Source organism: Candidatus Pelagibacter sp. (genome assembly GCF_052049815.1).
GTDB lineage: Bacteria > Pseudomonadota > Alphaproteobacteria > Pelagibacterales > Pelagibacteraceae > Pelagibacter.
Genome location: NZ_JBNGZG010000031.1, coordinates 1 through 11,901 on the forward strand (window position 1 = coordinate 1; position 11,901 = coordinate 11,901).

The window sequence follows — 11,901 nt, forward strand, 5'->3', positions numbered from 1 at the left end:
TTTAGATAAAAAACCTAAAGCAGAGAATAAGCCAATTAATATACAATCTCTAAAAGTAATTATTTTCTCATTATAAATCTTCCAAGAATAATAAACTACAAGTGACCAAAAAGGTAATTGGCAAACATTTACATTAAATTCTGGAGTTGTGAAATTATAAAAATAAATAGACTCTAAAACTATAACTGACAAAAAACTCAGAGGTTTATTCTTAAAGATTTCTATTGAAAATTTATAAACAAAATAAAATGCAATTATTACAAATAATTGACTTAAAAAATAATAAGCCCAATCATTGGGTCCAAATATTCTATAGAATATTTCAGGGAAAAAAGCACTCATTGGCGGATGTTTGTTAAAGCCCCAATCTAAATTACTACCCCAAGCTAAAGCTTCAATTGTATCTAAAGGTAAGTTTTGATTAGTAAGTGTTGGTACTAATGTCCAAATAACCAAATGGAATAATAAAAAAATGTAAAATAATTTATCTATATTTTTGTAATATCTATTCATTAATCCATATTTTTTACAATAATTAGTCTTTCTTGACACTAATAATCTGCTGAATATACTCCCACAACTCAAAATTTACAGAATGCCTAAAGCAAGCAAAACAAAAAAGAAAAAAGTTACAAAAACTAAAGCGAAACCAAAAACTAAAGTTTCTACAAAACCTAAGGCTGCGCCTAAAAAAATAGTTGCACCGAAAGGACCAGTTAAAATTTCAAAAACTTATGAGCCAAAAGATACTGAAAAATACATGTGTGAAAAACATTTGGTATTTTTTAGAATGAGATTAACAGAATGGAGAAAAGAATTAGTGAAAGCTAATAACCAAGCTCTTTATAATGGAAGCATGGATGATAACAGCATATCTGCTGATATTGTGGATCAAGCAAATTCATATCTAGATAAAAATGTGGAAATGAAAGCAATTAATAGACAAATAAAATTAATTTCAGAAATTGATAAAGCTTTAATGAGAATTAAAGATGGAACTTATGGTTTCTGTTTAGATACAGCTGATCCAATTGGTCTTAAAAGGCTTATGGCTAGACCAGTTGCTAAATACACGATTGCAGCTCAGGAGAAACACGAGAAAGAAGAAAAAGTTCACGCAGACGACTAAGTTTAAATTTTTGGCACTTCCTCACCATTTTTCATTAAATCAAAACCTTTTATCACTGCTGGCCTTGATGCTATCTCAGAATACCATCTTGATAAGTTCTTGTAATTTTTAAGACCAATATCATGCCATTCATGTCTTGCAATCCATGGAAAGGTTGCAATATCAGCAATAGTATAATCTTCACCAGCTAAAAACTTTGATTGATTCAATCTTGTATCAAGCTCTTCATAAATTCTTTTAGATATTTTGAAATAACGCTGTTCACCAAACTCACTCTTCCCTGGATTGTAATGATGGAATTGATGATGCTGCCCTAACATGGGACCTACATAGCCCATTTGAGCCATTAACCACTGATTAATTTCTGTTTTATCTTTTTCGTTATAAAACTTTCCACTCTTTTCACCTAAATAAATCAATATTGCTCCAGACTCAAAAATAGTTTTATTATCTTTAATATCCTTGATCACAGGTATTTTGCTGAATGGACTTATCTTTTTAAATTCAGGTTTAAATTGATCATCTTTACCAATATCAATAAAGGTAACTTTATAGTCATAATCAATCTCTTCTAACATAATACTTATTTTTTTTCCGTTAGGAGTATTGGCTGTTAAAAGCTCAATCACTTTTTAACACCAAGTCTTTCTTGTGCTGCTTTAGAAGTAGTTGTGAATTCAAATCTCAATTTTTCATCTGGTCTTGCATATTTAAAACAACCTCTTGCAGCAAGAGCGCCTTCATGAAAACCTGATAGAATAAGTTTTAATTTACCTGGATAGGAACAAATATCTCCTATTGCAAATATTCCTTCTTTATTTGTCTCAAAATTTTCAGTGTTAACTTCAATTGTTTTTTTATTTACATTTAATTCCCATTCTAAAATTGGGCCTAATTGCATTATTAATCCAAAAAAACCAAGTACATAATCTGATTTTAATTCTTTAATTTCACCATCATCATGTTTTATTTTTATGCTATCTATTGAGCCATTTCCTTGAATGGAGTCTAATTGGTATTTTGTAAAAAGATTTATTTTTCCATTATTTGCAAGATTTTTTACTTTTTGAACACTTGCTTCTGCACCACTAAATCCATCTCTTCTATGAATTAAATTTATGTTACTTTCATTTGATAACTCCATCGCCCAATCTAAAGCCGAATCTCCACCACCAAATATGGATATATTTTTACCTTTAAATATTGATTTATCTTTTATTGAGTAAAATAAATTTTTGCCTTCAAATTTTTCACTCTCTTTTACAGAAAACTTTCTAGGTTCAAATGAACCAACACCACCTGCAATTACAATTGATGCTACTTCAAATTCTTTTTGATTACTTGTTTTTACATTCCAAATGTTTCTATTTTTTTTAACTTCTTCAACTCTATCGTTTAAATGAAATTTGATATTAAACGGCTCTATCTGTTTAATTAAATTGTTTGTTAATTCTTCACCCGTACACTCTGGAACGGCTGGAATATCATAAATTGGTTTATCAGGATAAAGTTCTATGCATTGACCACCAACCTTATCGAGGTTATCAACTATTTCGCACTTCAATCCAATTAATCCTAATTGGTGAGCACAAAATAAACCTGTTGGACCAGCGCCAATAATTAATACATCTGTTTTGATCATCATCCTTGCTTTGATGGTATATTAATTGTCAAACCTTCTAAATCATCTGACACAATTAACTGACAACTTAATCTACTGTTTTGTTTTGGCTCAAAAGCCATATCAAGCATATCCTCTTCACCATCTTCTTTTACAGGTAGCTTATCTAACCACTCTTCTTTTACATACACATGGCAGGTCGCACATGCCATACCACCACCGCAGTCAGCATCAATGCCTGGAATATCATTTTGCACAGCTCCTTCCATTACTGTGAGGCCATTTTGAACATCAATTGAATAAGTTTGATTATCGTGTGTGATGTAATTTATCTTAGTCATGAACTATATATAGTATGTAAAAAAAATAGGGCAAGTATGTGGTTACATACCTGCCCTATCTTAAAATTTAAACTTAGTAAAACTTATTACTTGGCTCTACCAGGTTGTTGCATAGCTGCTGCCCAAATGATTAGACCGAAAGCGATCTTGTTCAAGAAGTCAGCTGCGTTGTAAATCACGTTTAGTGAGTTAGCATCTACACCACCTGTTAGGTAACCAAAAATGTAACCTAATGGGTAGATCGCCCAACCTACAGTAACGATCATTCTCATCGCACCAAAAGCAGTAACAAGTGCTTTGTTTCCACTCTTAGCAGCTCTTTTACCCGCTTCACCAGAGAATACTTCATATAAGATGTATACCCAACCAGCCATACCGATTATGAAACCAAGTGTAGCGTTGATGTATCCAGCTTCTCCTAAGTATCCACCTACAAGCATTACTAATGTACCAATCATCAGTCTCCAGAAAATTCCTGAATCTGATTTGTTTACTGCTGCTAGTACAAAGTAGAACTCAAGCATTAGTAAAGGTACTGTAATTAACCAGTCAATGTATCTGTATACAGTTGGTGAGTCACCAGTCATGATCCATACATCTCTCATGTACATGTAGTGTACGAATGCAATACCAGTTACTAGACCAGCAACTGTCATTGAAACTCTCCATCCAGCTGGTACTGAACTTCTTTCTAAGAAAAAGAATACAGTAGAAGCTAAACATGCCATTGATACTAGCCAAAATGAAATTCCTACGAAATCATCCTGTGCTAACATGACAGTTTCAGCGTTTGCTACACCTGTAACACCCATAAGAGCAACAGCTGTAAGAGCAAACAATTTAAGTTTTTTCATAAAAAACTCCCTCTTTCGTTAGTTTTTATTTATTTAGTTTATATAAACTAAGCTTAGGCTTCCCTAAGCCAAAGTTGGGGTTAAATAGCAAATAAATTTAGTTAATTGAAGACTTAATTTGATTATTTTTCGTTGATTTTACTTGTTTTTTAAATTTAAATACAATTTTAAAGTTAAAAACCTTAAAAATAAGCACAATCGAATCAAATTAAGTATGTCAGAAAAATTTAGTAAAATTTATGAAAAATCCATCAAAGAACCTGAAAATTTTTGGAAGGAAGCAGCTAATAATATCTTTTGGTTCAAAAAACCTTCTAAAATTTTAAATAAATCTAATCCACCATTTTATAAATGGTACGAAGATGGGATAACTAACACTTGCTATAACGCACTAGATATTCACATTGATCAAGGTAAAGGGAGGAGAACTGCTTTAATCTACGATAGTCCAATCACTGACAAAAAAAGTAAGTTCACTTACGAAGAATTGAGGTCAAAAGTTTCAAAATTTGCTGGGGCTTTATCAAATCAAGGAGTTAAAAAGGGAGACAGGGTAATAATTTATATGCCAATGATCCCGGAAGCAGTCGTTGCTATGCTTGCGTGTGCAAGAATAGGAGCAATTCACTCTGTAGTCTTTGGTGGTTTTGCTTCTAATGAGCTAGCAAGTAGAATTGATGATAGTAAAGCTAAGCTTTTGGTTACAGCGTCATGTGGTTTCGAGCCAGGAAGGACTGTTGAGTACAAACCTCTTGTAGATGAAGCAATCAAACAAGCAAAACACAAAATAAGTAAGATGATTTTGTTCCAAAGACCAGGTCATGAAGTAAAGCTCAATACTCCATTAGAAATTAGTTGGGAGGAATCACTTTCAAATGCAAGTGATCATGATTGTGTAGAAATAAATTCTAATGACTATGCTTATATACTTTATACATCAGGAACCACAGGAACTCCAAAAGGTATTGTAAGAGATATTGGTGGTCACATTGTTGCTCTCAAATGGACTATGAAAAATATTTATAACATTGATGAAGATGATATTTGGTGGTCTGCAAGTGATATTGGTTGGATCGTTGGACACTCTTATATAGTGTATGCACCTTTGTTCAAAGGATGCACCACAGTACTTTTTGAAGGTAAGCCAGTAGGAACTCCTGATGCAGGTACGTTTTGGAGAATAATATCTGAGTATAATGTAAAATCTTTATTTACGGCGCCTACAGCTTTTAGAGCAATTAAAAAAGAGGATCCTGAGGGAAAATTCTTTTCAAAATATAATTTAAATTGTTTTGAAAGTTTATTTCTAGCTGGAGAAAGAGCGGACCCAGATACAATCAAATGGGCAGAAAATTTACTTAAAGTTCCAGTGATAGACCACTGGTGGCAAACAGAAACAAGTTGGGCAATTAGTTCAAATTGTACCGGAATTGAGATGATGAAAACAAAATATGGTTCTGCGTGTAAAGCTGTTCCAGGCTACGATGTTCAAATCATAAAATCAGACCAAACTTTAGCAAAACCAAATGAAATGGGAGATATTGTTGTAAAACTTCCATTACCTCCTGGAACATTCCCAACACTTTGGAATGCAGATAAAAGATATGAGGAAAATTATATGAGTAATTATCCAGGTTATTATCAAACTTATGATGCAGGTCATATTGATGATGAAGGTTATATTTGGATCATGTCCAGAACAGATGATATCATTAATGTGGCTGGCCATAGATTGTCAACGGGTGCAATTGAAGAAGTTTTGTCAGAACATCAGTCTGTAGCTGAATGCGCAGTTCTTGGTATTGCAGATAAATTAAAAGGTCAATTGCCTATTGGTTTATTAGTTTTAAAGGCAGGTGTTGATAAAGATAATGATACTATATCTAAAGAATGTATCCAGATGGTAAGAGAAAAAATTGGTCCTGTTGCGGCATTTAAAGTTGCTATCGTAATTAAGAGATTACCTAAAACAAGATCAGGTAAAATTTTACGAGGTACAATAAGAAAGATAGCAGATAATGTTGAATATAAAATGCCACCAACTATTGATGATCCAGCAATTCTTGATGAGATAAAACAAGATCTTATAGATAATAAAATTTTAAATAATGGTTAAAACATACGCAATTTTATTAATTGCTATCTTTTGTGAAGTAGCTGGTACGATGTTGCTGCCAGTTTCAAATAACTTTACAAGAGTTCTACCTACAGTTTGTCTTGCATTATTTTATTTAACATCTTTTTATTTAATGACATTTGTCATGGATAAAATACCTATTGCTATTGTTTATGCTACATGGAGTGGACTTGGTGTATTTACAATTGCAATTCTTGGATATTTTTTCTTTAAGCAAACTTTAGCTTGGCAAGCTATTGTTGGATTATTTTTAATTGTTTTAGGTGTTATTCTAGTTAATAGTTTTGCTATAAAACTTAATTAAACTGCAGTGGAGTACCATCTGGATCTCCAATAATTTCTCCATCTTTCATTTTAATTTTGCCTGCAATAATTGTTGCGACTGGAGTTCCTTTAAACTCAAAACCATCAAAAGGTGACCAACCGCACTTGCTTTCGATTTTTTTATTTTCAATTTTAATAGTTTTGTTCATATCAACAATTGAGAAATCTGCATCATAACCTTCTCTGATAAAACCTTTGTTTTGAATGCCAAAAATTTTAACTGGATTTTCACATACTAAATTAATTAATTGAGTTAGAGATAATCTTCCTTCATTAATGTGATTTAACATTACAGGCATCAAAGTTTGGACACCTGGCATTCCAGATGGAGAGTTTGGGTACTTTTTATCTTTGTTTGCTTTCAAATGAGGAGCATGGTCTGATCCAATTGTATCATTCATATTATTTTTAACTGCATACCATAATCGATCATAATGTGATTTATCTCTTAGTGGAGGATTCATCTGAGCATAAGTTCCAAGTTTGTCATAACAATCAGGTGCGAAAATTGTTAAATGCTGCGGAGTGATTTCAAAAGTTATATCTCCTTTATGTTGTGATAAAAAATCTACTTCTTGTTTAGTTGTAACATGTAGTATGTGCGCTCTTTTTTTATATCTTTCTGCTATTCTAACTATTCTTCTTGTGGATGAGATTGCACACTCTTCACTTCTCCATACTGGGTGTGAATGAACGTTACCATTCTCAATTAATTTTTTATTTCTTATGAGAATTTCTTCATCCTCAGAATGAACTGAAACTACCTTTGAAGCATTTTGAAAAACTGTTTCTATATCTCTTTCATTGGCAACCAATAGATTTCCTGTTGATGATCCTGCAAATAATTTAATTCCACAACACCCCTCTAAATTTTTTAAATCAGCTAATTCATTTGCGTTATCAGCTGTAGCACCAAAATAAAATGCGTAATTGCAATACATTCTATTTTTTGCAAGATCTAACTTTTTTTGAAACTCCTTTTTATTTGATGTGGGTGGATTTGTATTTGGCATTTCAAAAACTGCGGTGATACCCCCAACTATTGCAGCTCTACTTCCTGTGTGTAAATCTTCTGTATCAGTTGATCCTGGTTCCCTAAAATGAGTCTGTGTATCTATACAGCCTGGTAAAACTGTTTGATTTTGAGCATCATAAATTTCATTTGCTTTTTCATCTATTTTTCCAATTTTATTGATTGAGCCATCTTTTATTGCAATATCCACTTTTTGTAGATTTCCATCAATGTAACATTCACCATTTTTAATAATTAAATCTAACATTTTATGATTTCGTTCCTATATTATAATCATCACTCATTCAATTATGAATAATGAAAAAGTTTATATACTAGAAGATAGATCAATTTTATATGTCTCAGGAGATGACTGTTATGAATTTTTACAAAATCTAGTAAGTAATGACCTATCAAAAGTAAAAGATGATAATAGTTGTTTTGCATCTCTACTAACTCCTCAAGGAAAATTTCTCTTTGAGTTTATTATAATTAAACATAAATCTGGTTATTTTATAGATTGCGAAAAATCTCAATCAGAAGAGTTATTTAAACAATTAAATCTATATAAATTAAGATCAAAAGTAGATTTAATGAATTTAAGTAATGAATTTGTAGTTGCAGCTTTTAGCTTAAAAAAATTTTTAGAATTTGATTATGCGAAACAAGTTTTGGGTCATACTATTAAATATAGAGAAGATCCAATTTTACTAGATCCAAGAAATCAGGGTCTGGGAGCAAGACTTATTATCAATTTGGAAAAACTCTATTTATCTTTAAAAAAACTCAAACTAAAAAGCTCTGATACATCTGAATATTACACTTTATCTCATAAATTGGGAATTGTTCCCTTAGGATTAAATAAATTACAAAATAAAATTTTTGGTGTTGAATGTAATTATGAAGAACTTAATTGCATAGATTATAAAAAAGGGTGTTTTGTGGGACAAGAAAATACAGCAAGAATTAAACATAAGAACAAACTATCAAAAAGATTGTTTTCTTTAAAACTCATTAATGGTTCAGTTAAAGAGAATGATATTATAAATTTTGAAGGTAAAGAAATTGGAAAAATTTTAATTGATGGAAATTACCCATTTGGATTGATTAAATTTAAAGAATTAAATTTAGATACAGCAAATTTAATTACTGAAAGTGGATCATTAAAAATAAATAAGCCAAATTGGATTAACTTTTGATATATTTTAATAAATCAGGCTTAAAATAATTAGGACCTTTCATCACTTTTCCATTTTCATTGTAAATAGGTTTTCCATCATCGTCTAATTTACTCATATTAGAATTTTGAACTTCATTAAAACATTGGTCCAAATCAATACCAAACGCATGACCAGCTCCATACGTAACATACAATATATCTGTTAATGCATCTGCAACTTCAACAATGTCTTTATCTTGTATTGCTTTTTTAAGCTCATCTAATTCTTCTTGTATTAAAGAAAGTCTTAAATTATTAATTTTTTCAGAACTCAACGATGGTTTATTTTTTACCTCTTGTCCAAAAGTTTGCATAAATATTTTTACTTTTTTAAAATTTGTCATTTTACTCCTATTAGAATCGATATATTTAATATATATCTAAGTAATATTTTTCAAAAATGAAAACTAGAAAAGAATTTGATAGCTTAGGTGACATTCAGGTGCCTTCAGAAAAATATTGGGGTGCTTCAACTGAGCGTTCAAATAAATTTTTCAATATAGGAAAAATACTAGTCAATCCATCAATCATAAAATCAATTGCAATAATTAAAAGATCTGCTGCTATTGTACATGCTAAAGATAAATTAATAGATAAAAAAATATCTAATACTATTGTTAAAGCAGCTGATGAGATCATAAAAGGAAAACTTAATGATCACTTTCCATTAAAAGTTTGGCAAACAGGGTCGGGGACTCAAACAAACATGAATGTAAATGAAGTAATTGCAAATAGAGCGATTGAAATTTTAGGTGGGAAAAAAGGAACGAAAAAACCAGTTCATCCTAATGATCATGTAAATAAATCTCAATCTACAAATGATGTATTTCCAACAGCAATGCATATATCGGTAGCTGAAGAAACAATAAAAAAATTATTACCAAGCTTAAAAATTTTAGAAAAAGAATTAAAGAAAAAAATTAAAGAGTTTAAAAGTATTATAAAAATAGGCAGAACTCATTTACAAGATGCAACACCACTATCCTTAGGACAAGAATTTTCAGGTTACCACACACAATTAAAAAAAAGTATTGAAAGAATAGAAATTGCTCTAAAAGAAATATACTTTTTAGCCCAAGGTGGAACTGCGGTTGGTACTGGAATAAATTCAAAAAAAAACTTTGACAAAAAAATAATTAAAGAAATATCAAAATTTACGAAATTACCTTTTAAACCCGCTCCAAATAAGTTTGCAGAACTTGCTGCTCATGATGCTATAGTTAATTTTTCTGGAGCATTAAATACTTGCGCAGTTGCCTTAATGAAAATTTCCAATGATATTAGATTTTTAGGTTCTGGTCCTCGAGCTGGATATGGTGAATTACTATTACCCGAAAATGAGCCTGGTTCTTCTATAATGCCTGGTAAAGTGAATCCAACACAATGTGAAGCTGTAACTATGGTATGTGTAAAAGTTATTGGAAATCATATGGGTATAACTCTGGCAGGCACTCATGGTCACTTTGAATTGAATGTTTTTAAACCAATGATTGCACACAATATTTTACAATCAATAGATATCTTAGCTGATAGCACAAAAAATTTTGCTATTTTTTGTGTCAAAGGTATTAAAGCAAACCAAAAAAAAATAAAACATCATCTTGATAATTCACTTATGTTAGTTACAGCTCTAGCACCACACATAGGGTATGATACTGCAGCAAAAATTGCAAAGACAGCTCTTAAAAACGATACTACTCTTAAAGAAGAAACCTTAAAACTAAATATCATTAATGAAAAAGAATATGAAAAGATAGTAAATCCAAAGAAAATGATTACGCCATCATAATGTAGACGCTAATTCGTTAAAAAAATTTTTAATTTCTAATTTTCTTAGTTTATCAAATTTTTTGTTTTCATATTTTTTTTGAAAACTTTTGATTACATTATTTGATCTATCATTAATTTCTAACTCTTCAACCGAAAGTTCTGATTTATCAAAATTATAAGAAAAAATAAAAGTAATCTTATTAAGTGGTTTTCTATAAATCTTTTTTGTTTGAAAAAACTTATAGAGTTTATTTTCATCTTCAATCAAAAAAATCATTTTACCAGAAAAAACATTTCCTTTCTCATTTGATTTATAAATACTTTCAACAATTTCTATCTTAACGTTATTATCAAAGTTTATTTTTGTGCCATCAAAATTAAAATTTTTTTGATTAAAAACTAAACATAAAACAAAATCACTTAATAATCTGTGGTTCTTAATTTTACTTGAGCTTAAATCAATTTTATAATTAAGGTTTGGATTATTTAAAATATTTGAATTTATTATTTGTAATAATAATCCATTTTGATTTATCAAATTTTTTAAATCAAAAACTTTTGATTTGATTTTAATATCAGAGCTAAATGGATTTAAATTTATTATACCATTATATGAGAATTTATTTTCATTTTTTTCAATTGTTTTAAAATGAAAGCCTTTGCTGCTAAATTTTATATCAGTAATGTAAGAATTTGAACCATCTAAAATTTCTAACTCGGCTTGATTCGGATCATTTAAATAATTTAGATCTATATTAATTTTTTTATTTATTTTATTTAATTCAAATTTTAATAAAGATTTCTTCCTTAAATAATCATTAGTTATAATTGCATTTATTGGAATATTAAAAATTTCTCCCTCAAAATTTAAAAAATTTTTAATTAATTTTTGGTCGAAAAATGAGATGCTTTTTCCTAACGATAATATTGCATAAACTTCTTTATTCTTATCTTTAAAAAACAATTGACTGTTTTCTATATAAAGTTTTTTTTTATTTATTTCTTTATCTAAAAATTTTAATAAATCTTTAATGTTTAAATCATGAATTTCAAATTTTGCGTTTTTTAAATTTACATTTTGAATATTAACTTTTTCTTTGTCAAAAAACTTACTGTAGGAAAGATTTAATTTCACTAAATTAACTTTACCGAGACTTTGGTTTTTATGAATTATTTCAACATTTTTTAGATGGAAACTCGGAATCGGGAACATTGAATAATTTACTTTTTCAGGAAGTAAAAACGTTAAATTAAATTCATTCTCTAGTTGTTTTTTAATTTTGCTTAAAACCCATTTATCTTGATAAAATGCTGGAGCAGAAAGATGTGCGAAAATAGAAATTAATACAACAAAAAAAGTTATTATAAATCTACGATCATAAATTAAATTTTTATGAAATTTTTTAATATTATCAAATTTTAATTGATTTAAACAATTTGCTAAAAATTTATTGAAATTATTTAATAAATTTAAAATTTCTTTTTTTGAAGGTA

At 29.5% G+C, this 11,901-nt stretch carries 13 protein-coding genes; 5 read left to right on the top strand and 8 right to left on the bottom strand.

Annotated features, from left to right (window positions below):
* Positions 1–513 (bottom strand): glycosyltransferase family 39 protein (locus ACTT9D_RS05670; protein ID WP_440930826.1); only part of this gene is annotated, 513 nt, incomplete at its 3' end.
* A gap of 82 nt (positions 514–595) precedes the next feature.
* Between ACTT9D_RS05670 and ACTT9D_RS05675 the strand changes: the two genes are divergently transcribed.
* Positions 596–1,129, top strand: coding sequence for a TraR/DksA family transcriptional regulator (locus ACTT9D_RS05675; RefSeq protein ID WP_440930827.1), 534 nt, complete (start codon positions 596–598; stop codon positions 1,127–1,129).
* Positions 1,130–1,131: 2 nt separating this feature from the next.
* On the opposite strand, the gene ACTT9D_RS05680 is transcribed toward ACTT9D_RS05675, so the two are convergent.
* From ACTT9D_RS05680 to ACTT9D_RS05695, 4 genes are all read right to left on the bottom strand, one after another.
* Entirely contained in the window at positions 1,132–1,758 is a 627-nt protein-coding gene (locus tag ACTT9D_RS05680; RefSeq protein ID WP_440930828.1) for a glutathione S-transferase family protein, read from the bottom strand.
* Complete coding sequence (locus ACTT9D_RS05685) at positions 1,755–2,771, bottom strand: NAD(P)/FAD-dependent oxidoreductase (RefSeq protein WP_440930829.1); 1,017 nt, start codon at positions 2,769–2,771, stop codon at positions 1,755–1,757. The genes ACTT9D_RS05680 and ACTT9D_RS05685 overlap by 4 nt, the downstream gene beginning before the upstream one ends.
* Positions 2,771–3,091: a 2Fe-2S iron-sulfur cluster-binding protein gene (locus ACTT9D_RS05690; RefSeq protein ID WP_440930830.1), complete on the bottom strand. Its 321-nt coding sequence runs from the start codon at positions 3,089–3,091 to the stop codon at positions 2,771–2,773. Before ACTT9D_RS05690 ends, ACTT9D_RS05685 begins: the two co-directional genes overlap by 1 nt.
* Before the next feature lie 86 nt (positions 3,092–3,177).
* Positions 3,178–3,945, bottom strand: coding sequence for a bacteriorhodopsin-like (locus tag ACTT9D_RS05695; RefSeq protein WP_014952819.1), 768 nt, complete (start codon positions 3,943–3,945; stop codon positions 3,178–3,180).
* A 214-nt stretch (positions 3,946–4,159) separates the two neighbouring features.
* Here ACTT9D_RS05695 and ACTT9D_RS05700 point away from each other — a divergent pair, with 214 nt between their 5' ends.
* Both ACTT9D_RS05700 and ACTT9D_RS05705 read left to right on the top strand, forming a co-directional pair.
* A complete protein-coding gene (locus ACTT9D_RS05700) occupies positions 4,160–6,061 on the top strand; it encodes a propionyl-CoA synthetase (RefSeq protein WP_440930831.1) in 1,902 nt (633 codons plus the stop codon).
* On the top strand, positions 6,054–6,386 hold the full coding sequence (locus ACTT9D_RS05705) for a DMT family transporter (RefSeq protein ID WP_440930832.1): 333 nt from the start codon (positions 6,054–6,056) through the stop codon (positions 6,384–6,386). The genes ACTT9D_RS05700 and ACTT9D_RS05705 overlap by 8 nt, the downstream gene beginning before the upstream one ends.
* Here ACTT9D_RS05705 and ACTT9D_RS05710 read toward each other — a convergent pair.
* On the bottom strand, positions 6,379–7,686 hold the full coding sequence (locus ACTT9D_RS05710) for a dihydroorotase (protein ID WP_440930833.1): 1,308 nt from the start codon (positions 7,684–7,686) through the stop codon (positions 6,379–6,381). The two genes, ACTT9D_RS05705 and ACTT9D_RS05710, sit on opposite strands and share 8 nt — an antisense overlap.
* Before the next feature lie 43 nt (positions 7,687–7,729).
* On the opposite strand from ACTT9D_RS05710, the gene ygfZ reads away from it, so the two are divergent.
* Positions 7,730–8,617, top strand: coding sequence for a CAF17-like 4Fe-4S cluster assembly/insertion protein YgfZ (ygfZ, locus tag ACTT9D_RS05715; RefSeq protein ID WP_440930834.1), 888 nt, complete (start codon positions 7,730–7,732; stop codon positions 8,615–8,617).
* Here the strand turns inward: ygfZ and ACTT9D_RS05720 are convergent.
* On the bottom strand, positions 8,607–8,981 hold the full coding sequence (locus ACTT9D_RS05720; protein ID WP_440930835.1) for a phosphoribosyl-ATP diphosphatase: 375 nt from the start codon (positions 8,979–8,981) through the stop codon (positions 8,607–8,609). The genes ygfZ and ACTT9D_RS05720 overlap by 11 nt on opposite strands.
* Before the next feature lie 56 nt (positions 8,982–9,037).
* Here ACTT9D_RS05720 and fumC point away from each other — a divergent pair, with 56 nt between their 5' ends.
* Positions 9,038–10,426, top strand: coding sequence for a class II fumarate hydratase (gene fumC, locus ACTT9D_RS05725; RefSeq protein WP_440930836.1), 1,389 nt, complete (start codon positions 9,038–9,040; stop codon positions 10,424–10,426).
* Here the strand turns inward: fumC and ACTT9D_RS05730 are convergent.
* On the bottom strand, positions 10,421–11,901 hold a 1,481-nt coding region (locus ACTT9D_RS05730; RefSeq protein WP_440930837.1), incomplete at its 5' end, for a hypothetical protein. The genes fumC and ACTT9D_RS05730 overlap by 6 nt on opposite strands.

Coding starts and splice junctions, on each gene's coding strand:
- ACTT9D_RS05675 (WP_440930827.1), top strand. CDS start 596: ATGCCTAAAGCAAGCAAAACAAAAAAGAAAAAAGTTACAAAAACTAAA.
- ACTT9D_RS05685 (WP_440930829.1), bottom strand. CDS start 2,771: ATGATCAAAACAGATGTATTAATTATTGGCGCTGGTCCAACAGGTTTA.
- ACTT9D_RS05690 (WP_440930830.1), bottom strand. CDS start 3,091: ATGACTAAGATAAATTACATCACACACGATAATCAAACTTATTCAATT.
- ACTT9D_RS05695 (WP_014952819.1), bottom strand. CDS start 3,945: ATGAAAAAACTTAAATTGTTTGCTCTTACAGCTGTTGCTCTTATGGGT.
- ACTT9D_RS05700 (WP_440930831.1), top strand. CDS start 4,160: ATGTCAGAAAAATTTAGTAAAATTTATGAAAAATCCATCAAAGAACCT.
- ACTT9D_RS05705 (WP_440930832.1), top strand. CDS start 6,054: ATGGTTAAAACATACGCAATTTTATTAATTGCTATCTTTTGTGAAGTA.
- ACTT9D_RS05710 (WP_440930833.1), bottom strand. CDS start 7,686: ATGTTAGATTTAATTATTAAAAATGGTGAATGTTACATTGATGGAAAT.
- ygfZ (WP_440930834.1), top strand. CDS start 7,730: ATGAATAATGAAAAAGTTTATATACTAGAAGATAGATCAATTTTATAT.
- ACTT9D_RS05720 (WP_440930835.1), bottom strand. CDS start 8,981: ATGACAAATTTTAAAAAAGTAAAAATATTTATGCAAACTTTTGGACAA.
- fumC (WP_440930836.1), top strand. CDS start 9,038: ATGAAAACTAGAAAAGAATTTGATAGCTTAGGTGACATTCAGGTGCCT.